Source organism: Mycobacterium sp. RTGN4, assembly GCF_033804635.1.
Lineage (GTDB): Bacteria > Actinomycetota > Actinomycetes > Mycobacteriales > Mycobacteriaceae > Mycobacterium.
Window position 1 is genome coordinate 336025 of sequence record NZ_JAPZLB010000005.1, and the last position, 22322, is coordinate 358346.

Here is a 22322-nt window from a genome sequence, read left to right on the forward strand (position 1 = left end):
TCAGACGGGATCTTTACGCGTGCGGGCGGAACGTTGACATGATCTGGGTATAGCTGACTATACTCAGCGGTCATGACCGACAAGTTGCCCGCGCGCATCGCCGACCATCCCACCGTGCGCAAGGTCTGCGGCAGGCACACCGAACCTCCCGGCGTGATCGACGCGGATTGGCTGCGGACGGTCTGTCTCGAGGCAGGCGCGGACGACGTCGCCTTCGCCAGCGTCGACAATCCGGACCTGGCCTCGGAGCGGGAGCACGTCGACAACGCGCTTCCCGGGACCAAGAGCTACATATCGCTGGTCGTGAAGATGAACCGCGACAACGTCCGCTCACCTGCCCGCAGCGTCGCCAACCAGGAGTTCCATCGCACCGGCGAAATCATCAACGAGGCCGCGCACCGGATCACACGCGCGCTCCAGGATGCAGGCCATCGCGCACTCAACCCGTCGGCGACCTTCCCCATGGAGATGGACAAGTTTCCCGGCCGCATCTGGGTCGTCGCGCACAAGCCGGTTGCCGTAGCCGCTGGGCTCGGGGTAATGGGCATACACCGCAACGTTATTCATCCGAAGTTCGGTAACTTCATCCTGTTGGCCACCATCATGGTGGACGCCCCGGTTACGAGTTATGGTGAGCCACTGGACTATTCGCCCTGCCTGGAATGCAAGCTCTGCGTGGCGGCGTGCCCGGTCGGCGCGATCGGCAAGGACGGCGAGTTCGACTTCGTCGCATGCTCGGTGCACAACTACCGCGAGTTCATGGGTGGTTTCACCGACTGGGCGCAGACGATCGCCGACAGCGAGGATGCCGCCGACTTCCGAAATCGCGTCAGTGACTCCGAGAATGCGTCGATGTGGCAGAGCCTTTCGTTCAAGGCGAACTACAAGGCCGCCTACTGTCTGGCGGTGTGCCCGGCCGGTGAGGACGTCATCGAGCCCTACCTGGAGGACCGGAAGGGCTTCGTCAAGCTGGTGCTCAAACCGTTGCAGGACAAGGAGGAGACGCTCTACGTGCTCCCCGACTCGAAGGCCAAGGCGCACGCCGAGAAGCGCTACCCGCACAAGCCCGTGAAGGTCGTCGACAGCGGTATCCGCGGCCGCAGCTAGGCTCGCCTCGCGGGGAACTACCAGGCGTGCACGGTGTTCTGGGCCGGCTCGATGCCCAGCTGAATCAACAACTCCGTGGCATCGGCGGCCTGCTCGAGAACCGTGCCGACCTCCGGTCGCTCCACGGCGGCGAAGTTCTCCAACACGAACGTCGCCCCTGATTTGCGTCCGGGCGGACGCCCGATCCCGATGCGCACCCGGGCAAAGTCTTGGGTAGTCAACGCCGCACCGACCGAACGCAGCCCGTTGTGGCCCGCCACGCCGCCACCGAACTTCAGCCTGATGCGGCCGAAGTCGATGTCGAGCTCGTCGTGCAGGACGATCACGTCGGCCGGTGCGATCGAGTAGAAGTTGGCCAGCGGTCCGACCTGGCGGCCCGACTCGTTCATGTAGGTCCGCGGTTTGGCCAGCACGACCGACTTGCCGCCGAGCCTGCCGGTCGCCACGTCGGCCCCCGACTTCTTGTGCAGCTTGAAGCCCGACCCGATCCGGTCGGACAACACGTCAGCGACCAAGAAGCCGAGGTTGTGCCGGGTGGTGGCGTACTGCGGTCCCGGATTGCCGAGTCCGACCACCAGCACCGGTTCGGCCATGACCGCAGCCCGCCCGGCCCGACGCTATTCGGACGCGGTTTCGGCAGCGGCTTCCGCTTCGGCGGCCTCTTCGGCCTGCTCCTCCAGCGACTCGCCGCCACCTTCGGACTCCAGCTCCTCGGCGGTCGGCGCCGGGACGACGTTGACCACGAGCAACTCCGGATCGGAGATCAGCGTGACGCCGTCGGGCAGCGGCACCTGCGATGCGAGGAACTGGGTGCCGGACACGGCGCCCTCGATCGACAGCGTGAGGTGCTCGGGGATCGACATGGCGTCGGACTCGATCTCGATGGTGTTGGACTCCTGGTTGACCAGGGTGTCTGGGCCCGCGTCGCCTTCGACGACGACGTTGACCTCGACGGTCACCTTCTCGCCGCGACGGACGATGATGAGGTCGACGTGCGTGATGGTGCGCCGAATCGGGTGGATCTCGATGGCCTTGGGCAGCGCAAGGGCTTCCTTGCCTGCGATGTCGAGCGTCAGCACGGCGTTGGTACCGAAGTTGCGCAGCACGGCCGAGAACTCCCGTGCGGGCAGCGTCAGGTGCTGTGGATCGGCGCCGTGGCCGTACAGCACCGCGGGGACCTTGCCGTCACGACGGGCTTGGCGCGACGCGCCCTTGCCGGTCTTGTCACGGACCTCAGCGGTCAGATTGTTCGAGGCGCGGGCCGCAGTCTTGGCCATGTGATGTTGCTCCTGTGCTGTCGTGTCGTGGCACGGCCAGGATGTCGCGCTTCGCGCGGAACTCCCGTCGATAACGGTGGTCCCAAGACTGCGAAGCCACCCTCGCCGTGATCGCCAGCAAGATTAGCGCAAACGGGTGCCGGAAATGAAATCTACAGCGGGTAGCGCACGTCCGTCAGCTGCTCGGATAGGTCCCACAGCGCCTGCGCCGTCTTCGCCGAACTGGCCAGCGGACTGCGCGAGCTGGGGCCGGTCGCGCCGCGTGCCCCGAACCGCGGCCCGATGAAGCTGTTGCCTGGCACGTCCTTGGCGACGGCGTACAGCGTCTGACGAGCGCCGAAGTCGGCGCTGGTGCCCAAGATATTGGCGGCCTTCCAGAACTTGGTGCCGATCGGGTTGCCGGTCTGACCCTGCAGGTTGGTCGCCGAGTAGCCGGGGTGCGCCGCGAGCGCCCGCACCGCCGAACCGCTGCCGTCGAGGCGGTGCTGCAGTTCGCTGGTGAACAGTAGGTTCGCCAGCTTGGACTGGCCGTAGGCCGGCCACGCCAGGTACGGCCGCGACTTCCAGTTCAGATCCTTGAGGCTGATCTTGCCGATCAGGTGCATCAGTGACGACACCGTCACCACCCGGTCGGAGATCTTGGGCAGCAGCAGGTTGGTGAGCGCGAAGTGGCCCAGGTGGTTGGTGCCGATCTGACTCTCGAAGCCGTCGGCGGTCTGCGCATACGGCACGGCCATGATCCCGGCGTTGTTCACCAGCACGTCGACGCCGTCGACACCGTCGGCGAACTCCCGCACCGAGGCCAGGTCCTGCAGATCGAGCTTGCGGACCTCCACGTCGCCGGTCATGCCCGCTGCCGCGGTGTCGCCCTTGGCGGTGTTGCGCACCGCGAGGATCACTGTGGCCCCGACGCGTGCGAGTTCGCGCGCGGTGACCTCACCGAGGCCGCTGTTGGCGCCCGTCACGATGACTTTGCGTCCGGTGAAGTCGGGAAGGTCGGCGGCGGTCCAGTCGCTCATGCCCGCCAGGGTAGTTCCCCGGGCCGACCTACTTCGCTGCGGCGACCGTGAAGCCCTTGATGACGGCCTCGACGTCGGGTCCCTCGGCGGCGGCCTGGTCGGCGAAACCGGTCACCGTGAACTGGATGAGGTACTTCTGGCCCGGCGTGTTGGGGTTGGGCGGCTTTCCGGTCGCGATGACGACGCGGTTGTAGCTGTGCATCCGCTTGCCGTTGAGGTCATAGCTGCCCTCAATCATCGACGACGGGAACCCGCGGAAGTTGTCGCTCGACCCATTGAGCTTCTTGAAGTTCTGCGAGAGTTCGGCGTCGACGTCGGCGTGCTTGAGGGCCTCGGCGGCGTCGAAGTCGCCCGACAGTTGGAAGACCAGGAGCATCGCGCTGGGGTAGGTGTTGCCCTTGACGATCGTCCTGGTGCCCGGCGCGAGGTTCGGGTTGGTGTACGGGTGCCAGCCCGGCGGCGTGGGCATCGTCACCGTCAGGTCGGTCAGCCTGTCGGGCGCGACGGTCTGACCGCCGACGCCGACGGTCTCGAGGTACTGGGACAGCGGTAACGGCGCGCCGCTCGTCGTCGTCGTGGTCGGGGTGGGCGTGGTCGACCAGAGCCCCTGGTAGTCCGGGGCGGCTGGCCCGCAGCCAGCCACCGTGGCCGCCACCAGCGCGGCCCCGGCGATGAGCCGCCAGGTCACAGAATCTCGCGGACGGAGTCGATGGGCCTGGCCAATCGGGTGCCCTTGCCGGTGACGACGAAGGGCCGCTCGATCAGGATCGGATGTTCGGCCATGGCGTCGAGCAGTTGGTCGTCGGAGGCCTCGGCGAGCCCGAGCTCGGTGTAGAGCGATTCACGCTTGCGGACCGCAGTTCGCACGTCGATGCCCGCGTCGGCGATCAGCTTCTTGAGTTCCGCACGCGACGGCGGGGTCTTCAGATACTGAACGATCTCGGGCTCGATGCCGTTGTCCCGCAACAAATCCAGTGTCTTGCGCGACGTCGAGCACTTCGGGTTGTGAAAAATCCGAGCCACTAAGCGGATCCATCGAAGAGGCTGGTCACGGAGCCGTTGTCGAACACCGCGCGAATGGTGCTGGCCAGCAAGGGCGCGATCGACAGCACGGTCAGCTGCGGGAACTGCTTGTCATCGGTGATCGGCAGCGTGTTGGTCACGATGACCTCACGGGCTCCGCACTCGGCCAGCCGCTGCGGCGCGGGATCGGACAGCACGCCGTGCGTCGCGGCGATGACGACGTCGTTCGCTCCGTTTTCCTTCAGGAGCTTGACCGCGCCCGCGATGGTGCCGCCGGTGTCGATCATGTCGTCGGTGATGATGCAGGTCTTGCCCTTGACGTCGCCGACGACGCGGTTGGACTTCACCTGGTTGGGCACCAGCGGGTCGCGGGTCTTGTGGATGAAGGCCAGCGGGACGCCACCGAGCGAGTCGGCCCACTTCTCGGCGACGCGCACGCGCCCCGAATCGGGGGAGACGACGACCATGTCGTGGTCGGCGTAGTTGTCGGCGATGTAGCCGCACAGCAGCGACTGACCGCGCATGTGGTCCACCGGACCGTCGAAGAAGCCCTGGATCTGATCGGTGTGCAGGTCGACGGACACGATGCGGTCGGCGCCAGCGGTCTTATACAGATCGGCGACCAGGCGGGCCGAGATGGGTTCACGGCCGCGGTGCTTCTTGTCCTGGCGGGCGTACGGGTAGAACGGCAGGATCGCCGTGATGCGCTTGGCGCTGCCGCGCTTGAGCGCGTCGATCATGATCAGTTGCTCCATGAGCCACTGGTTCAGCGGCGCAGGGTGGCTTTGCAGCACGAACGCGTCGCAGCCGCGCACCGACTCGTCGAAGCGCACGAAGATCTCGCCGTTGGCGAAGTCCCGTGCGGTCTGCGCCGTCACTTGGACGTCGAGTTCCTTGGCGACCTGTTCCGCCAGTTCCGGATGCGCGCGCCCAGAGAACAGCATCAGGTTCTTGCGGTTGTCGGTCCAGTCCGTGCCCACTATGGTGCTGCCTTCGCGGTCGGGGAGCGATACGGGGCAATCGTACGTAGCGGTTGCCACTTCGCGTTGCCGGGTTACCAGAATGCCAACGGAAGACGTCCGGCTGCCACCGTCACTCGGCTTCGTCGGAGCCGTCGGGTTCGGGGTCGGCGGTCGCCTTGCGGGCCGCCTCCGCCGCCGCGCTCTGCGGCCGTTTGCGCTCCACCCAGCCCTCGATGTTGCGTTGCGGTCCGGCCGAAATCGCCAGCGCGCCCGGCGGGACATCTTCGCGGACGACGGTGCCAGCACCCGTGTATGCGCCGTCGCCGATGGTGATCGGCGCGACGAACATCGTGTCGGAGCCAGTGCGCACGTGCGAGCCAATCGTGGTGCGGCGCTTGGTCTCTCCGTCGTAGTTGACGAATACGCTGGACGCGCCGATGTTGCTGTGCTCGCCGATGTCGGCGTCGCCGACGTAGGTCAGGTGCGGCACCTTGGTGCCCGCGCCGATCACGGAGTTCTTAGTCTCGACGAACGCGCCGAGCTTGCCGTCGGAGCCCAGCCGCGTGCCTGGCCGCAGGTAGGCGAAGGGGCCGACGGTCGCGCCGGCGCCGATCTCCGACGAGGAGCCGTGGGTGCGGATCACCGATGCGCCGTCACCGACGGTTACGTCGGTCAAGGTCGTGTCGGGGCCGACACCGCACACCGCTCCGATGGAAGTGGAGCCGAGCAGCTGGGTTCCCGGCTGGACGACGGTGTCGCGGCCGATCGTGACGTCGACGTCGATCCAGGTGGTGGCCGGATCGACGACGGTGACCCCGCTGCGTTGATGGGTGGCGACGATGCGGCGGTTGAGTTCGGCGGCGAGCTCCGCGAGCTGCACCCGGTCGTTGACGCCCGCCACCAGGGCACTGTCGTCGATGTGTTGACCGCGCACGATGCCACCGTCGCCGCGCACGATGGCGATCACGTCGGTCAGGTAGAGCTCGCCCTGGGCGTTGTCGGAGCGCAGTTGACTCAAGGCCGAACGCAGCGCAGTGACGTCGAACGCGTACACCCCGGCGTTGACCTCGCGGATCGCACGCTGGGACGTGGTGGCGTCGGCCTGCTCGACGATGCCGATGACCTCGTCGTCCTGCGTGCGCAGGATCCGGCCGTACCCCGTCGGGTCGGGCACCGTCGTGGTCAGGACCGTCGCGGATGCGCCCGCGGCGCTGTGCCCGGAGATGAGCTCGGCGAGCGTGTCGGCGTCCATCAGCGGCACGTCGGCCGCCGTGACGACGACGGTGCCTGCGAAGTCGTCGGGCAGGGCGGCGAGCCCACATCCGACCGCGTGCCCGGTGCCGTGCGGTTCGTCCTGTACGGCGATGTCGATGGTGCGGCCGAGGTTGTCGGCCAGGTCGGCGATCGCGGCCGTGACGCGCTCGCGGTCGGTGCCGACCACGACGACGAGGTACTGCGGGGCGACCTTGGCGATCGCATGCAGCGCGTGCGCGACCATGCTGCGGCCGCCGAGGGTGTGCAGCACCTTGGGAATGTCGGAGCGCATGCGGGTGCCTGCACCAGCGGCCAGCACCAGCACGGCCGTGTCGGTTGCCGCCGTCATAGAGACCTCCCGGGGATCGGACACCAGCGTCGTCATTGTCGCCGCAGGTGCGCGGTCAATCCAAACTAGGACACGACCGGCGATTGGGAATCTGGCGGCCGCTGACCTGGGTCGAGCGTCGCCAGATTCACGCTCGCGGGTGAGTTGGACAGAGCTCCGTCGCCAGGACTCGAACCTGAACTATCTGAACCAAAATCAGAAGTGCTGCCGATTACACCACGACGGACTGCGGGTGTGACTTTAGTCGAAGGGCGGGGTACGGCGGGCAGGAGCGCAGCGACAGGGGGATTGGTACGGCGGGCAGGAGCGCAGCGACAGGGGGATTGGTACGGCGGGCAGGAGCGCAGCGACAGGGGGATTGGTACGGCGGGCAGGAGCGCAGCGACCAGGGGATTACGCTGGTAACCGTGGCAGCGCCGGAAAAGGAAGTGCGTGCACCCCGCGCACGCATGACTGGCACCGAACGCCGTCAGCAGCTGATCGAGATCGCGAAGTCGCTGTTCGCCGAACGCGGCTACGAAGCGACGTCGATCGAGGAGATCGCTCAACGCGCCAGCGTCTCCAAACCCGTTGTCTACGAACACTTCGGAGGCAAGGAGGGGCTGTACGCCGTCGTCGTCGACCGCGAGATGTCGGCCCTGCTCGACGGAATCACGTCGTCCCTGACCAACAACCGCTCGCGTACCCGCGTCGAACGCGTGGCCCTGGCCCTGCTCACCTACGTCGAGGAACGCACCGACGGCTTCCGGATCCTGATTCGCGACTCCCCGGCCAGCATCGCGTCGGGCACCTACTCGAGCCTGCTCAATGACGCCGTCAGCCAGGTCGCGTCGATCCTGGCGGGCGACTTCTCCCGCCGGGGGCTCGACCCGGAGCTCGCACCGCTGTATGCGCAGGCCCTGGTGGGGTCGGTGTCGATGACGGCGCAGTGGTGGCTCGACACGGGCGAACCGAAGAAGGAAGTGGTCGCCGCCCATTTGGTCAACCTGATGTGGAACGGGTTGACGCATCTGGAGTCCGACCCCGTCCTGCACGAGGAATAGCGAGCCTCAGCCCAGATCGCGGCTCATCAGGTCATCGATCGTCTCGCGGCGCACCAGCAGGCGAGCCCGCCCGTCGCGCACCGCGACCAGCGGTGGACGGCCCACCATGTTGAACGTCGACGCCATGCTGTGGTGGTACGCGCCGGTGCCGGCCACCGCCAGCAAATCTCCCGGATGCAGGTCGGTGGGCAGCGCTACGTCGTGCGCGATGACGTCGCCTGCCTCGCAGTACCTGCCGACCACGGTGACGGGCCGTGTCGGGCCAAGCGGATGGCGGTTCGCGACGGCGACGCTGTATCGCGCCCCATAGAGCGCTACCCGTGGGTTGTCGCCCATGCCGCCGTCAACGGCGACGAAGGTGCGGCCGCCCGGTTGCGTCTTGATCGAGGCCACCCGGTAGCACGTCACCCCGGCGCGGGCGCTGAGCGCGCGGCCCGGCTCGACCACGATGGTCGGGCGTGGAAAGCGCTCGGCCGCGCAGGCCTCGTCGAGCGCGTCCTCGATGGTGTCCGCGAGCTCGCCGAGGTCAAGTTCGTCGTCACCCGGCACGTACGGAACACCGTGTCCGCCGCCGATGTTCAACTCTGGCAGCAGCACGCCGTGCCGGGCCCTGATGTCGGCCATGAGGGCGATGACGCGTCGAATCGATTGGCCGTACACGTCGGGGTCGGTCACTTGGGAGCCGAGGTGGAAGTGAAGCCCGACGAGTTGCAGCATCGGTTGGTCGAGCACGCGCCTCGCGGCCATCAGCGCGTCCCCGCCCGCGATGGCGAACCCGAACTTCTGATCGGTGACGCCCGTGGTGACGGCGGGGTGCCCGTGGATGTCGACTCCGGGCGTGACGCGGACGAGCACGCGTCGTACTGCCCGGGCCTGGCTGGCCAGCAACGCGAGTTCGGTGCCGCTGTCGATCACGATGCGGCCAACCCCCGCCGCGGCGGCGGCCTTGAGCTCGCACGTCGACTTGGCGTTTCCGTGCACGACGATGCTGCGCGGGTCGACGCCCGCGGCGACGGCGATGGCAAGTTCGCCTTCCGAGCAGACGTCCAACCCGAGACCCTCCTCGGACACCCACCTGGCCACCTCGGTGGTCAGCAACGCCTTGCCCGCGTAGACGATCCGCGTGCCTCGCAACGTGGTCCGGTAGCGCCTTGCGCGATAACGGAAGTCGGCTTCGTCGACGACGTATGCCGGAGTGCCGAACTGGTCGGCCAGCTCGCACAGGTCGACGCCGCCGACGCACAGCCGACCGGCGGCGTCGACCTGCGCGGTGACGGGCCAGATGGCTGGGTCGATGCGCAATGCAGCGGCCCGGTGCAGCGACGGCAACGAATCGAGAAGGGTCATGACGACCACGGTCCGCGGGCCGGACGCTGCGCGCGACGATCTTGGCGGCCTCTTGACGCCGGGCGGCGGAATTTTGACGGCGCCGCGCCTCCTAGACTGGGGTCATCATGACCGCAGCGGGGCACCCCCATGTCCAAACCCCGATTGCCGGGCTCGTCGAACTGGCGTTGACCGCGCCCACGTTCGCGGAGATGAAGGCTCGCAGTGCAGGCGACGGGGGTGGGGCCGCACTCGTCGGACCGGCCAGCGCGCGGTTGTTCGTGGCTGCGGCGTTGGCGCAAGCCGGGCCCCTGCTCGTCGTCACCGCTACCGGGCGCGAGGCCGACGATCTGACCGCGGAGTTGCGCGCCGTGCTCGGTGACGCCGTCGCGCTGTTCCCGTCGTGGGAGACGCTGCCTCACGAGCGGCTGTCACCAGGCGTCGAAACGGTGGGCGCGCGGCTGCTGGTGCTGCGCCGCCTGGCCCATCCCGACGACGCGCGATTGGGTGCGCCGTTGAGGGTCGTCGTCACCACGGCGCGTTCGCTTCTGCAGCCGATGGCGCCAGGCCTCGCCGACATCGAGCCGGTCACCCTCACGGTCGGATCGGATGTCGACCTCGACGGAGGCTTCGAGGGTGTGATCGTCCGGCTGGTGGAACTGGCCTACACGCGCGTCGACATGGTCGGCAAGCGCGGCGAGTTCGCGGTGCGCGGCGGGATCCTCGACGTGTTCCCTCCGACCGCCGAACATCCGGTCCGTGCCGAGTTCTGGGGCGACGAGGTGACCGAGCTCCGGATGTTCTCCGTGGCCGATCAGCGCTCCATCCCCGAGGCCGAGCTCAACACGGTGGTGGCCGTGCCATGTCGCGAGCTGCTGCTCACCGATGACGTGCGCGAGCGCGCCGCGGCCCTTGCCGTCGACCTGCCTGCCCGCGACAACCGGATCACCGGCACCGTCGGCGAGATGCTGGCCAAGCTCGCCGACGGCATCCCGGTCGACGGCATGGAGGCCCTGCTGCCCGTGCTGCGGCCGACCCAACCAGCGCTGCTGTACGACCAGCTGCCTGCTGGCACGCCGCTGCTGGTCTGCGACCCGGAGAAGGTGCGCACCAGGGCAGCCGACCTGATCAAGACCGGTAAGGAATTCCTCGAGGCGTCGTGGTCGGTCGCGGCGATCGGCGGCGACGCGCCCATCGACGTCGAGCATCTCGGCGGCTCGGGCTTCCGCGAGCTCGACGAGGTGCGCGCGGGGGCACGCGCGGGCGGTCACCCCTGGTGGACGTTGAGCCAACTCGGTGCGGAGTCAGCCCTCGAGGTCGACGTGCGTCCGGCGCCTTCGGCCCGCGGGCACGTACAGGACCTCGACGAGATGTTCGCGATGCTGCGGGCCCACGTGGCGACGGGTGGGCTGGCCGCGATCGTGGCGCCCGGCACCGGCACGGCGCACCGCGTGGTCGAGCAACTGGGCGAATCCGACATCGCCGCAACGATGTTGGAGCCTGGGGCCGCTCCGAACGCCGGCGTGGTCGGAGTGCTCAGGGGTCCGCTGCACGACGGCGTGATCGTGCCGGGCGCCAATCTGGTGGTCTTCACCGAATCGGACCTGACCGGGAACCGGGCGACGGCTCCCGAAGGCAAGCGGCTCGCGGCAAAGCGGCGCAACGTCGTCGACCCGCTCGCGCTGACGGCGGGCGACATGGTCGTACACGATCAGCACGGCATCGGCCGGTTCGTCGAGATGTCCGAGCGCATCGTCGGCGGCGCCCGCCGCGAGTACCTGGTGCTGGAGTACGGGTCCAGCAGGCGGGGTGGCGGGTCGGACAAGTTGTTCGTGCCGATGGACTCGCTGGATCAGCTGTCTCGATACGTCGGCGGTGCCGAGCCGACGTTGAGCAGGCTCGGCGGAAGCGACTGGGCGAACACCAAGACCAAGGCCCGCCGCGCGGTGCGCGAGATCGCAGGCGAGCTCGTCGCGCTCTACGCCAAACGGCACGCGTCGCCGGGGCACGCGTTCGGGCCGGACACCCCGTGGCAAGCCGAGATGGAGGACGCGTTCGGCTTCACCGAGACCATGGACCAGCTGACCGCCATCACCGAGGTCAAGACGGACATGGAGAAGCCCGTCCCGATGGACCGGGTCATCTGCGGCGACGTCGGGTACGGCAAGACCGAGATCGCGGTGCGTGCGGCGTTCAAGGCCGTGCAGGACGGCAAGCAGGTCGCCGTGCTGGTCCCCACCACGCTGTTGGCCGACCAGCACCTGCAGACGTTCGCGGCGCGCATGGCCGGCTTTCCGGTGACGGTCAAGGGGTTGTCGCGGTTCACCGACCCCGCGGAATCGCGCAAGACGCTCGAGGGCATGGCCGACGGGTCGGTCGACATCGTGATCGGCACCCACCGGCTGATCCAGACCGGCGTCACCTGGAAGGACCTCGGCCTGGTGGTCGTCGACGAGGAGCAGCGCTTCGGCGTCGAGCACAAGGAGCACATCAAGGCGATGCGCACCCACGTCGACGTGCTGACGATGAGCGCCACCCCGATCCCGCGCACCCTGGAGATGAGCCTGGCAGGCATTCGGGAGATGTCGACGATTCTGACCCCGCCGGAGGAGCGCTTTCCGGTGCTCACGTTCGTCGGCCCGCAGGACGACAAGCAGGTGGCGGCTGCATTGCGCCGCGAGCTGCTCCGCGACGGCCAGGTGTTCTACATCCACAACCGCGTGAAGTCGATCGACGCCGCAGCCGCCCGGATCAGGGCCTTGGTGCCGGAAGCCCGCGTCGTCGTCGCGCACGGCCAGATGCCCGAGGACCAATTGGAACGCACGGTCGAGGGATTCTGGAGCCGCGAATACGACATCCTCGTCTGCACGACCATCGTGGAAACCGGCCTGGACATCTCGAACGCGAACACCCTGATCGTGGAGCGGTCCGACACGTTCGGGCTGTCTCAGCTACATCAGCTGCGGGGTCGGGTGGGCCGCAGTCGGGAGCGCGGCTATGCGTACTTCCTCTACCCGCCCGACGTCCCGCTGACCGAGACCGCATACGACCGGCTGGCAACGATCGCCCAGAACAACGAGCTGGGCGCGGGCATGGCGGTGGCCATGAAGGACCTCGAGATCCGCGGGGCCGGCAACGTGCTCGGTGTCGAGCAGTCCGGCCACGTCGCCGGGGTGGGCTTCGACCTCTACATCCGGCTGGTGGGCGAGGCCGTTGAAGCATATCGAGCGGCCGTTGACGGCAAAACCATTGCCGCCGTTGAGGAACCGAAGGACGTCCGCATCGACCTGCCCGTCGACGCGCACCTGCCACCGGACTACATCGGCAGTGACCGGCTCCGGCTGGAGGGTTACCGCAGGCTGGCTGCGGCACCGGACCAAGGAGCCGTCGGCGCCGTGGTGGAGGAACTGGTCGACCGGTACGGGGAGCTGCCCGAACCCGCACGTCGGCTGGTCGCGATGGCCCGGCTGCGACTGCTGTGCCGCGAGTACGGCGTCACCGAGGTCACCGCAGCCTCGGAGGCCACGTTGCGCGTGTCCCCGCTCACTCTGATGGATTCCCAGCAACTTCGGCTCAAGCGGATGTACCCCGGCGCGACCTATCGTGCGACCACGTCGACGATCGCGATGCCCATCCCGCGAACGGGCAACGGCATCGGCGCACCGCGGTTGCGCGACGTGGAACTGCTGCGGGTGGTGGCCGGTTTGCTTCTTGCGCTAGATGGAAAACCCCAGACAGATGTTGATATAACCGACCTCGGAGCTAGCGACACGACTAGCGTTCGCGCGAACGACAAAGGGACCTCATGAACGAGCGGCGGCAAGGCCGATGACGGTCGTCCTGGTCGATCCGCGCCGTCCGGCGCTGGTCCCGGTCGAGGCCATCGAATTGCTGGCGGGCGACGTCCAGTACACCGAGGAGATGCCCGTCCGGGTGCCGTGGTCCTTGCCTGCGGCCCGGCCCTCCCACGACGGCGAGCAGGCCCCGGTGCTGCTGTCGTCGGATCCCGATCATCCCCAGGTCACCGCGCGACTGGCGGCGGGCGAACGGCTGATCTCGCCCCCAGGCCCGCAGCCCGGCGAACGGCTGATCGATGCGGTGGCCCTGATGGACAAGCTGCGCACCGATGGGCCGTGGGAGAGCGAGCAGACCCACGATTCGCTGCGCCGCTATCTGCTGGAGGAGACCTACGAACTCTTCGACGCCGTTCATGCCGACGACGCCCAGCAGTTACGCGAGGAGCTCGGCGACGTACTGCTGCAGGTGCTCTTTCACGCGCGCATCGCCGAGGACTCCACGCTGCTGCCGTTCGGCATCGACGACGTGGCCGACGCGCTGGTGCGCAAACTCGTCCACCGAGTGCCTGGTGTGCTTGCCGGAGAGCCGGTTTCGCTCGAACAGCAGCTCGCGCAGTGGGAGGAACGCAAGGCCCAGGAGAAACCGCGGAGTTCGACGATGGACGACGTGCCGACGGGCCAGCCCGCTCTCGCCCTGACGCAGAAGGTCTACGAACGGGTGATCGCCGCGGGCTTACCGGCAGACCTCGTTCCGGATGACATGGTGTCCATCGGGGTGGGGCTCGGCGGTGACGCCGAGAACGCGCTGCGTTCGGCAACTTTGGAGTTCATGGACACGGTGCGCAAGGTCGAATACGCGATCGCCGCCAGTCGGCGCGGTGAGGACGTGCCTGAGGTGCTCGACATCGCGCAACTCGGCACGATCTCGGAAGAGGAGTGGCGGGCGCACTGGCCGACGCTGGTGGCTGAATCGCCGGCCGAGGACGTCGTCGAGCCGGAGCCGGAGCCGGCTGTGGAGGCTGAGGACGCTCTCGAGCCGGAGGTTCCCGTCGAGGACGCTGTCGAGCCCGAGGTTCCCGTCGAGGAGGCCGAGGAGCCGGAACCCGAGGAGCTCGCCGAGCCGGAAGTCGAGGCCGCACAGGCGGACTCCGAGGACGACTCCGTAGCTCAGGCGAACAGCGTCGAACCCCAGTAGTCCGACGGATCGTCGGCGCGCAGTCCCGGCGGGCACGCGAAGATGCCCGTGCCGGTGTGGGTGATGTACTCGTTGAGCGCGTCGCGCCGGGACAGTTCCATCTGCATCGGGATGAACTGCTTGGCCGGATTTCGCACGAACGCGATGAAGAAGAGACCGGCGTCGAGGTGGCCGAAACCGTCTGTGCCGTCAGTGAAGTTGTAGCCGCGACGCAATATCTCGATACCACCGAGGTGTTGCGGTGAGGCCAGCCGGACGTGGGCGTCGGTGTCGATCAACGGGGTCTTCTTGTCGTCGACGATGTCGAAGTTCAGTTCCTCGAACTCCTGGGTGAGGCCGTTCGGGGCGCCGTTTCCCTTCTGGCGTCCGATCACCCGCTCCTGCTCGAGCAGCGTGGTGCGATCCCAGCTCTCGATCCGCATCCGGATACGCCGGGCGACCATGTAGGTGCCGCCCTTCAGCCAGCCCGGTCCGTCACCGTCGGCGACCCACACCTGGCTGTTCAGTTTGTCGGTCTCGTCGGCCTTGAGATTGTTGGTACCGTCCTTGAACCCGAACAGGTTTCGCGGGGTGGCCTGGTCGCGAGTGGTCGAGGACGTACGTCCGAACCCCAGTTGCGAGTACTTGACGGCTGCCGTGCCGAACGCGACCCTGGCCAGGTTCCGGATGGCGTGGACTGCGACCTGGGGGTCGTTGGCGCACGCCTGTACGACGATGTCGCCGCCGCTGCGGGCCGCATCCATGGTCTCGTTCGGGAACTTGGGTAGATCCGCCAACAACTCTGGTCGCTGCGCGGCGATGCCAAACCTGTCCTTGCCGTCCTTGTGGAAGAACGACGGACCGAATCCGATGGTCAGGGTGAGTTGCGACGCGGGCAGTCCGAGCGCCTCGCCGGTGTCCGACGGCGGTGCGTACGGGTTGAGTCCGACCGCCCCGTCCCTGAACGCCTCTTCGCCGCGGGTCATCCGCTCGGCCATCAGCGTCCACTCCTGCAGCAACGCAATCACATCCGACTTCGACTCGGTGGTGACGTCGAACGTGCAGAAGTGCATGCGGTCCTGGGCTTCGGTGATGATGCCGGCCTGCCGCTCGCCGCGGAACGGCACGGGACCGTGTAAGTGGGCCGAAGCCGGCTGAACCGCCGACGCCCGGCCCGCCAGCGCACCTGCGCTGGCAGCCCCGACGACGGCGGCACCGACTCCTGCCGCGCCGATCAGCCTGCGGCGGGTGAAACCCGTGCGTTGCTGATCGGCCGCGGATTCGGGAGTTCCCGAAACATCACTGGGGGGCGATGACACCCTGCACCTGGCTAACCTCCTTCGACAAGGCATCGATCGCGCGCGAAAGCTCTTGGCGCTGAGGCTCGGTCACCTTGTCGTAGAACACGAATCCGTCGCCCTGACGATACTTGGCCAGCAGCGCGTCGACTGCGGCGAACTGCGTATCCACGCGCTTGCCGAGGTCAGCGTTGCGCTCGTCGAGGATCGGCCGCACTGACGCGACCGCGGTCTGCGAGCCGTCGACGTTGGCCTGGAAGTCCCAGAGGTCGGTGTGGCTGAAGATGTCTTCCTCGCCGCTGATCTTGCTGGCCGAGACCTCGTCGAGCAGACCCTGTGCGCCACCGGCGATCTGGGTGGAGTCGATGGTCCAGTCGGCGGCCTTCACTCCGGCGGCGAGTTCGTTGACGTCGGCCAGCAGCTGGTCGGCGAGCGCATTGGCGTCCGGCTGCAGGCCGGTGACCCACAGCTGCTTCTCCAGTGCGTGGAAGCCGGTCCACTTCTGGCCGGGCTCCAGATCGGCCTCGCGGAGGTCGATGCGCGGGTCGAGGTCGTTGGGGAACGACTCCGCGACGGGCTCGATGCGCTCGTAGTACGTGCGCGCGATCGGGAACTGCGCCTTGGCCGCGTTGACGTCGCCCTTCTTGACGGCGTCGACGAAGAGCTGCGTGGCGGAGACAAGCGCCTCGACCTGGCTGTTCACGTACCGCTTGTAGCTGTCGGCGGCATCCTTGAACTTGCCCTCGGTGTCGATCTGCACCGTCTCGCCGGTGACGTTGAAGTCGCCGCGAAGGCCGTCGCCGATCATGCCCGGCTTGCAGGCGGTTTGGTACTTGCCCGGCTCGCCGAGTTGGACGACGAGCTTGCGCGACAGCCCGGGGGAGATGTTCTCCACCTCGCCCATCACCCGCTCACCCTCGCCGTAGACGTAGAACTCGGTGACCTTGGTGCCGTTGTTGGTGATGTTGAACGTGGTGGTGCCGGTGCCGGCTTCGGTGCCGGACAGCTCGCATGCGGTGTCCGATGCCGTGACGGTGAATTCGGCTGGCGCGCTCTTGCCGTCGCTACTCGGCGCGGCCTCCTGCGTCTTGGCCGTGCAGCTGCTCAGTGAAATTCCTGCCAGCAGTGCGGCCGCCGCGGCCATGCCGGCCTTGGCCGTCAAAGCAGAGTTGTTCACGTAGTTGACCTTTCAGATGTGGATGCAGGCTCCGGTTCGGGGATCGGATCGGAGGTCGATGGAGTGGAGTCGGGGGTCGGGTCGGCGTCGCGCTTCGCAGCCTTCGTGGGGCGCAGGAAGAGCGCCAACACGATCGCCAGGTAGGCCAGCCAGCCCGCGAACTGCAGCACCGTCGGCGTGGGGGTGACGTTGAAAACACCCTGGACGACCTCGCCGTACCAGGACGACCAGTCGAACCAGGAACTGATGTCGAACGCCTTGTTGGCCAGTCCGGGCAGCCAGCCCACCGTCTGCAGGGCGCCGATCCCGTAGGACAGGATGCCCGCGGCGACCACGATCAGGAACGCACCGGTGTACTTGAAGAACTTCGCAAGGTTGATGCGCACCGCACCCGCGTAAAGGCCGTAGGCGATCGCCACCGCGACCAGCACGCCGACGACGAGTCCGAGTAGGGGCCATGCGGTTTTCGCCTCGGCGAAACCGACCATGAAGAGCGCGGTCTCGACGCCTTCGCGGCCGACCGCCAGGAAGGCCAGCGTCATGACGGCGAGCCCGCCGGTCTCCAACGCGCGCGCCATGTCCCCGCGCAGGTCGCCCGAGATGGTCGCGGCGGCCTTCTTCATCCACAGGACCATGGTCGTGACGATCACGACGGCGACGAGCGACGCGACACCGGCGATGGCCTCGGCAGCCAGTCCCGAGATGGTGTTCTCGCCGTATTGGATGACCAGGAACACGCCGACGGTCATCGCGATGGCGGCCGCGACACCGATCCACACCCACTTGAGCGCGTCACGCCGGTCGGACTTGACCAGGAAGGCGACCAGGATGGTCACCACGATGGCGGTTTCGAGACCCTCGCGCAGACCGATAAGGCCGCTACCGAGCAACTGCGAGGAAACGCTGGGTCCGGCGGCGACTAGCGACACCGACATGTCCTCGGCGATGAACATCGACGCATCCTTTCGAACCAAGCGTTGGCTAACCAAGGCAAGGTATGCCTGACCTTAGCAGCGTAAGTACGGGAACCATACAGGTCCACGGCAGGTTGGCGGGGCAACCCCTGACGCATGGGACGATGACAGAGTTCGGAGTGGGCCGAGGGAGTCAGGTGTTGGGTGTGCGTTGGCTGCGGGCCGTTTCGGTGGTCGTTGCAACGGCCCTGCTCATGGCCTCCTCGTGTTCCTTTCAGGTAGGCATCCCCATCCCGGAGGGGGTGCCGCCGCCTGCCGGTGACCCCGTGCCGAAGATCGACACCCACGCCAAGGGCAGGCCCGCCGACCAACTCCACGCCTGGGCTGCCGCTCGGGCGCCCGGGCTCGGCATCCCAGTGACTGCGCTGGAGGCCTATGCCTACGCCGCCCGGGTCGCCGAGGTGGAGAACCCCAACTGTCACATCACGTGGACGACGCTGGCCGGCATCGGGATGGTCGAGAGCCACCACGGCACCTACCGAGGCGCGACCATCGCGCCCAACGGAGACGTGCGGCCGCCGATTCGTGGCGTCCGGCTCGACGGATCGATGGGCAACATGACGATCCCCGATACCGACGGCGGGAAACTCGACGGCGACCCGACCATCGACCGTGCCATGGGGCCGATGCAGTTCATCCCGGAGACGTGGCGGCTATACGGCGTGGATGCCAACAACGACGGCGTGGTGAGCCCCGACAACATCGACGATGCGGCGTTGTCGGCCGCGGGATACCTGTGCTGGCGTGGCAAGCACCTCGATACCCCGCGCGGGTGGATGGACGCCCTGCGCGCTTACAACCTGTCCGATCAATACGCGCGGACCGTGCGGGACTGGGCGACGGCCTATGCCAACGGCCACCCGCTCTGACGCGCCGCGAACTCCGGGGCGCCACCCTTTAGGCTGATCCCCGACCCGTAAAGCAGACCCACCCAAGGAGACGCCAGTGTCCATCATCGAGCAGGTCGCGGCCCGCGAGATCCTCGACTCACGCGGCAATCCGACGGTGGAGGTCGAAGTGGTGCTCGACGACGGGACGGCGGCGCGCGCCGCGGTGCCGTCGGGCGCGTCGACGGGTGAGCACGAGGCCGTGGAACTGCGCGACGGCGGCGACCGGTACGGCGGCAAGGGCGTCGAGAAGGCGGTGAACGCCGTGCTCGACGAGATCGCACCCGCGGTCATCGGATTCCCCGCCGACGACCAGCGCCTCGTCGATCAGGCCCTGCTCGACCTTGACGGAACGCCCGACAAGTCGCGTTTGGGTGCCAACGCGATCCTCGGGGTGTCGCTGGCAGTGGCCAAGGCCGCCGCGGACGCGGCCGACCTGCCGCTGTTCCGCTATCTCGGCGGACCCAACGCGCACATCCTTCCGGTGCCGATGATGAACATCGTCAACGGCGGCGCCCACGCCGACACCGGAGTCGATGTTCAGGAGTTCATGGTCGCGCCCGTCGGTGCTCCCACGTTCAAGGAGGCGCTGCGATGGGGCGCCGAGGTCTACCACTCGCTGAAGTCGGTGCTCAAGAAGCAGGGCCTTGCCACCGGTCTCGGCGACGAGGGTGGCTTCGCGCCCGACATCGCGGGCACAAAGGCTGCGCTCGACCTGATCAGTTCGGCGATCGAAGCGACGGGACTGAAGTTGGGTACGGACATCGCGCTGGCGCTCGACGTCGCGGCCACCGAGTTCTACACGGACGGAACGGGTTACGCCTTCGAGAAGGAAACCCGCACAGCCGAACAGATGGGCCAGTTCTACAAGGAGCTCATCGACGCCTACCCCTTGGTGTCGATCGAGGACCCGCTGTCCGAGGACGACTGGGACGGGTGGGTCGCGCTGACCACGCTGATCGGTGATCGCATTCAGATCGTCGGTGACGACCTGTTCGTGACCAACCCGGACCGGCTCGAGGAAGGCATCGAACGGGGCGCCGCGAATGCGCTGCTGGTCAAGGTGAATCAGATCGGGACGCTCACCGAGACGCTGGATGCCGTGGAGATGGCGCACCGCGCCGGCTACAAGACGATGATGAGCCACCGCTCCGGCGAGACGGAGGACACCACGATCGCCGATCTGGCCGTCGCGGTGGGCAGCGGGCAGATCAAGACCGGCGCGCCGGCCCGCAGCGAGCGGGTGGCGAAGTACAACCAGTTGTTGCGCATCGAGGAACTGCTCGGCGACGCGGCGCGATACGCCGGCGACATCGCGTTCCCGCGCGTGACGGTCTGAGCCAGCCCCCGGCAAGTACCGTAGTTCCATGCCCGACGCGAAGCGGCCCGACCCGAAGCGACGCACTCCTGCGTCGCGACCGGGCAAGGGTGGCGGTCGGCCCCGCGGTGCTAGCCCGGTGCGAAGAGATCGCGCCAACGAGCCGCGCAAGGCCCCTGTCCCCGAGGTCGTCGCGGAGGTCGAAGAGCCGTCGGAGCCGGACGACACCGGTGACACCGGGGTCATCGGGCCGATCAAGAAGGCCATCGCGGAAGCCGCCGAACACCAATCCGAGCAGCGGCTCGGCTCAGCGGCACGGCGTGCGGCGATCCTCGCGGCCGTGGTCTGTGTGCTGACGCTGACCATCGCGGGACCCGTGCGTACGTACTTCGCCCAGCGCACCGAGGTGCAGCAGCTGGCCGCCGCGGAGGCTCAGCTGCGGGTTCAGATCGCCGATCTCGAAGAGCAGAAGGTCAAACTGAGCGATCCGGTGTTCATCGCGGCGCAGGCGCGCGAGCGGCTTGGTTTCGTCATGCCCGGTGAGATTCCCTATCAGGTGCAGCTGCCCGCGACGGCGGTGCCGTCGGCCGCCCCTGGCATCGGTGCCGCGCCCATTCCCAGCGGCCAGCCGTGGTACACATCGCTGTGGCACACGATTGCTGATGCGCCGCACGGACTTTCGCCCACGACGGCTCCGATTCCGGCTGTTCCGCCTGTCGTTCCACCCGGTCCCGTGCCCGGTGGTTGATCAGGCTGACCTGGACGCGGTAGCTCGCCAGTTGGGCCGTGACCCGCGCGGTGTCCTCGAGATCGCGTACCGCTGCCCGAACGGCGAACCCGGCGTGGTCAAGACAGCGCCGAGATTGCCTGACGGAACCCCCTTTCCGACGTTGTACTACCTGACACATCCCATGCTCACCGCCGCGGCGAGCCGATTGGAGTCGTCGGGTCTGATGCGCGACATGACAGAACGGCTGCAACAAGATCCGGAACTCGCGGCGGCCTACCGGCGCGCGCACGAGTCTTATCTCGCCGAGCGCGACGCGGTCGAATCGCTCGGGACGACGTTCTCTGGAGGTGGTATGCCGGAGCGGGTGAAGTGTCTGCACGTCGTGATGGCGCATTCGTTGGCAAAGGGTCAGGGCGTCAATCCCTTTGGTGACGAGGCACTCGCGTTGCTGGCCGTCGAACCCGCGATGGCAGGCATTCTCGACAGAGGACGGTGGGCACCCCGTGAGTAGAGTCGCGGCGATCGACTGCGGAACCAACTCCATCCGACTGCTGATCGCCGACGTGAGCGACGGCGTGTTGCATGACATCCACCGCGAGATGCGCATCGTCCGACTCGGCGAAGGTGTCGACGCCACTGGGAGATTCGCGCCAGAGGCCTTGGCGCGCACCCACGCTGCGCTCGCCGATTACGCCGAGTTGCTCCGCGAGCATTCCGTCTCAACGGTTCGGATGGTCGCCACGTCGGCCACCCGTGACGCCGCCAACCGCGACGAGTTCTTCGCCATGACGGCGGAAGTCCTCGGCGAAGCGGTGCCTGGCGCGGTGGCCGAGGTCATCACGGGGATCGAGGAAGCGGCGTTGTCGTTCCACGGCGCGGTGGGCGAATTAGGCGATAGTGCAGCACCTTTCGTGGTCGTTGATCTCGGGGGAGGATCGACCGAGGTGGTGGTGGGCGGCGGAGCCGGGTCGCCGGCGACATCGGACCGGGGTGATGTGCGGGCTAGTTTTTCCGCCGACATCGGATGTGTGCGCTTGACCGAGCGGTGTCTGCATTCCGATCCGCCGACTGCAGTAGAGGTCGACGCCGCCCGAACGGTGGTGCGGCTGGCCTTGGATGCCGCCTTGGAAGTGGTTCCCGTCGAAGGCGCGCGCACGTGGGTCGGGGTGGCGGGCACGTTCACCACGTTGTCGGCGCTCGCCCAGCGGATGGCCGCGTACGACGCGGACGCCATTCATTTGTCGCGGGTCGGGTTCGGCGAACTTTCGACGGTCTGTGACGACCTGATCGCCATGACGCGCCAGCAGCGGGCTGCGCTTGGGCCGATGCACGAAGGGCGTGTCGACGTGATCGGTGGTGGTGCGATCGTCGTTCAGGAGTTGATGCGCGAATTACGCACCCGGGCCGACATCGACGAACTCGTCGTCAGCGAGCACGACATTCTCGACGGAATCGCGCTGTCGCTGGCGTAGGTGTGAGGCGGGCGGGAGTCAGCGCCTGACGTGGCAGTTCGGGGGATTCCCGCAGTGATGTCCACCGTCACAGGCATTGCAATGGCACGTACAACCCGAACCCGCTTTGACTTTGAGCTCTGAAACTCGCATCGC

The 22322-nt window shown here is 67.5% G+C and carries 20 protein-coding genes and 1 tRNA gene; 9 read left to right on the forward strand and 12 right to left on the reverse strand.

The features are described from left to right. The first annotated feature begins 72 nt into the window (after positions 1–72). Positions 73–1107, forward strand: coding sequence for an epoxyqueuosine reductase (locus tag SLQ30_RS13675; protein ID WP_319446822.1), 1035 nt, complete (start codon positions 73–75; stop codon positions 1105–1107). A 17-nt stretch (positions 1108–1124) separates the two neighbouring features. Here the strand turns inward: SLQ30_RS13675 and pth are convergent, their stop codons facing one another. From pth to SLQ30_RS13715, 8 genes are all read right to left on the reverse strand, one after another. Further along, positions 1125–1700, reverse strand: a complete 576-nt coding sequence (gene pth / locus SLQ30_RS13680) for an aminoacyl-tRNA hydrolase (protein WP_319446823.1) — start codon at positions 1698–1700, stop codon at positions 1125–1127. Positions 1701–1724: 24 nt separating this feature from the next. Next, positions 1725–2384 carry a 50S ribosomal protein L25/general stress protein Ctc gene (locus SLQ30_RS13685; protein ID WP_319446824.1) on the reverse strand — a complete coding sequence of 220 codons (660 nt, stop codon included), beginning with the start codon at positions 2382–2384 and terminating at the stop codon, positions 1725–1727. 152 nt (positions 2385–2536) lie between these two features. Continuing rightward, entirely contained in the window at positions 2537–3403 is an 867-nt protein-coding gene (locus SLQ30_RS13690) for an oxidoreductase (protein ID WP_319446825.1), read from the reverse strand. A gap of 28 nt (positions 3404–3431) precedes the next feature. Beyond that, positions 3432–4091: an LpqN/LpqT family lipoprotein gene (locus SLQ30_RS13695; protein WP_413468028.1), complete on the reverse strand. Its 660-nt coding sequence runs from the start codon at positions 4089–4091 to the stop codon at positions 3432–3434. Beyond that, entirely contained in the window at positions 4088–4426 is a 339-nt protein-coding gene (gene arsC, locus SLQ30_RS13700; protein ID WP_319446826.1) for an arsenate reductase (glutaredoxin), read from the reverse strand. Before arsC ends, SLQ30_RS13695 begins: the two co-directional genes overlap by 4 nt. Next, positions 4426–5406, reverse strand: a complete 981-nt coding sequence (locus SLQ30_RS13705; RefSeq protein WP_319446827.1) for a ribose-phosphate diphosphokinase — start codon at positions 5404–5406, stop codon at positions 4426–4428. The genes arsC and SLQ30_RS13705 overlap by 1 nt, the downstream gene beginning before the upstream one ends. 112 nt (positions 5407–5518) lie before the next feature. Then, the gene (gene glmU / locus SLQ30_RS13710; protein WP_319446828.1) at positions 5519–6991 is read right to left on the reverse strand and encodes a bifunctional UDP-N-acetylglucosamine diphosphorylase/glucosamine-1-phosphate N-acetyltransferase GlmU; all 1473 of its coding nucleotides are present in this window, start codon (positions 6989–6991) and stop codon (positions 5519–5521) included. A 154-nt stretch (positions 6992–7145) separates the two neighbouring features. Then, positions 7146–7217: transfer RNA gene (locus tag SLQ30_RS13715), tRNA-Gln, on the reverse strand. Between the two features lie 223 nt (positions 7218–7440). On the opposite strand from SLQ30_RS13715, the gene SLQ30_RS13720 reads away from it, so the two are divergent. Next, positions 7441–8034: a TetR/AcrR family transcriptional regulator gene (locus SLQ30_RS13720; RefSeq protein WP_319446939.1), complete on the forward strand. Its 594-nt coding sequence runs from the start codon at positions 7441–7443 to the stop codon at positions 8032–8034. 6 nt (positions 8035–8040) lie between these two features. On the opposite strand, the gene lysA is transcribed toward SLQ30_RS13720, so the two are convergent. Beyond that, positions 8041–9381, reverse strand: coding sequence for a diaminopimelate decarboxylase (gene lysA, locus SLQ30_RS13725; RefSeq protein WP_319446829.1), 1341 nt, complete (start codon positions 9379–9381; stop codon positions 8041–8043). Between the two features lie 107 nt (positions 9382–9488). On the opposite strand from lysA, the gene mfd reads away from it, so the two are divergent. Both mfd and SLQ30_RS13735 read left to right on the forward strand, forming a co-directional pair. Further along, positions 9489–13169 (forward strand): transcription-repair coupling factor, encoded by a 3681-nt coding sequence (gene mfd / locus SLQ30_RS13730; RefSeq protein ID WP_319446830.1) that lies wholly within the window; start codon positions 9489–9491, stop codon positions 13167–13169. A gap of 19 nt (positions 13170–13188) precedes the next feature. Next, positions 13189–14352 (forward strand): nucleoside triphosphate pyrophosphohydrolase, encoded by a 1164-nt coding sequence (locus SLQ30_RS13735; protein WP_319446831.1) that lies wholly within the window; start codon positions 13189–13191, stop codon positions 14350–14352. On the opposite strand, the gene efeB is transcribed toward SLQ30_RS13735, so the two are convergent. Genes efeB through efeU form a run of 3 tightly spaced genes read right to left on the reverse strand, consistent with a single transcriptional unit; the run spans position 14325 to position 17759 of the window. After that, a complete protein-coding gene (gene efeB / locus SLQ30_RS13740) occupies positions 14325–15650 on the reverse strand; it encodes an iron uptake transporter deferrochelatase/peroxidase subunit (RefSeq protein ID WP_319446832.1) in 1326 nt (441 codons plus the stop codon). The two genes, SLQ30_RS13735 and efeB, sit on opposite strands and share 28 nt — an antisense overlap. After that, positions 15631–16773 carry an iron uptake system protein EfeO gene (gene efeO / locus SLQ30_RS13745; protein WP_319446940.1) on the reverse strand — a complete coding sequence of 381 codons (1143 nt, stop codon included), beginning with the start codon at positions 16771–16773 and terminating at the stop codon, positions 15631–15633. Before efeO ends, efeB begins: the two co-directional genes overlap by 20 nt. A 29-nt stretch (positions 16774–16802) precedes the next feature. Continuing rightward, the gene (efeU, locus tag SLQ30_RS13750; protein ID WP_319446833.1) at positions 16803–17759 is read right to left on the reverse strand and encodes an iron uptake transporter permease EfeU; all 957 of its coding nucleotides are present in this window, start codon (positions 17757–17759) and stop codon (positions 16803–16805) included. A gap of 125 nt (positions 17760–17884) precedes the next feature. Between efeU and SLQ30_RS13755 the strand changes: the two genes are divergently transcribed. The 5 genes from SLQ30_RS13755 (at position 17885) to SLQ30_RS13775 (ending at position 22187) form a co-directional block, all read left to right on the forward strand. Further along, a complete protein-coding gene (locus SLQ30_RS13755; RefSeq protein ID WP_413468029.1) occupies positions 17885–18649 on the forward strand; it encodes a lytic transglycosylase domain-containing protein in 765 nt (254 codons plus the stop codon). A gap of 76 nt (positions 18650–18725) precedes the next feature. Next, complete coding sequence (gene eno / locus SLQ30_RS13760; RefSeq protein WP_319446834.1) at positions 18726–20006, forward strand: phosphopyruvate hydratase; 1281 nt, start codon at positions 18726–18728, stop codon at positions 20004–20006. A 28-nt stretch (positions 20007–20034) separates the two neighbouring features. Beyond that, positions 20035–20733, forward strand: coding sequence for a septum formation initiator family protein (locus SLQ30_RS13765; RefSeq protein ID WP_319446835.1), 699 nt, complete (start codon positions 20035–20037; stop codon positions 20731–20733). After that, the gene (locus tag SLQ30_RS13770) at positions 20726–21226 is read left to right on the forward strand and encodes a DUF501 domain-containing protein (protein ID WP_319446836.1); all 501 of its coding nucleotides are present in this window, start codon (positions 20726–20728) and stop codon (positions 21224–21226) included. The genes SLQ30_RS13765 and SLQ30_RS13770 overlap by 8 nt, the downstream gene beginning before the upstream one ends. Beyond that, positions 21219–22187, forward strand: coding sequence for a Ppx/GppA phosphatase family protein (locus SLQ30_RS13775; protein WP_319446837.1), 969 nt, complete (start codon positions 21219–21221; stop codon positions 22185–22187). Before SLQ30_RS13770 ends, SLQ30_RS13775 begins: the two co-directional genes overlap by 8 nt. The last annotated feature ends 135 nt before the right edge of the window (positions 22188–22322 follow it).

Bases quoted from the DNA above. Each gene is read 5' to 3' on its own strand.
- SLQ30_RS13690 (WP_319446825.1), bottom strand. From the start codon at position 3,403: ATGAGCGACTGGACCGCCGCCGACCTTCCCGACTTCACCGGACGCAAA.
- lysA (WP_319446829.1), bottom strand. From the start codon at position 9,381: ATGACCCTTCTCGATTCGTTGCCGTCGCTGCACCGGGCCGCTGCATTG.
- mfd (WP_319446830.1), top strand. From the start codon at position 9,489: ATGACCGCAGCGGGGCACCCCCATGTCCAAACCCCGATTGCCGGGCTC.
- glmU (WP_319446828.1), bottom strand. From the start codon at position 6,991: ATGACGGCGGCAACCGACACGGCCGTGCTGGTGCTGGCCGCTGGTGCA.
- efeO (WP_319446940.1), bottom strand. From the start codon at position 16,773: ATGGCCGCGGCGGCCGCACTGCTGGCAGGAATTTCACTGAGCAGCTGC.
- SLQ30_RS13735 (WP_319446831.1), top strand. From the start codon at position 13,189: ATGACGGTCGTCCTGGTCGATCCGCGCCGTCCGGCGCTGGTCCCGGTC.
- SLQ30_RS13720 (WP_319446939.1), top strand. From the start codon at position 7,441: ATGACTGGCACCGAACGCCGTCAGCAGCTGATCGAGATCGCGAAGTCG.
- pth (WP_319446823.1), bottom strand. From the start codon at position 1,700: ATGGCCGAACCGGTGCTGGTGGTCGGACTCGGCAATCCGGGACCGCAG.
- SLQ30_RS13755 (WP_413468029.1), top strand. From the start codon at position 17,885: ATGACAGAGTTCGGAGTGGGCCGAGGGAGTCAGGTGTTGGGTGTGCGT.
- SLQ30_RS13675 (WP_319446822.1), top strand. From the start codon at position 73: ATGACCGACAAGTTGCCCGCGCGCATCGCCGACCATCCCACCGTGCGC.
- efeU (WP_319446833.1), bottom strand. From the start codon at position 17,759: ATGTTCATCGCCGAGGACATGTCGGTGTCGCTAGTCGCCGCCGGACCC.
- SLQ30_RS13765 (WP_319446835.1), top strand. From the start codon at position 20,035: ATGCCCGACGCGAAGCGGCCCGACCCGAAGCGACGCACTCCTGCGTCG.
- SLQ30_RS13685 (WP_319446824.1), bottom strand. From the start codon at position 2,384: ATGGCCAAGACTGCGGCCCGCGCCTCGAACAATCTGACCGCTGAGGTC.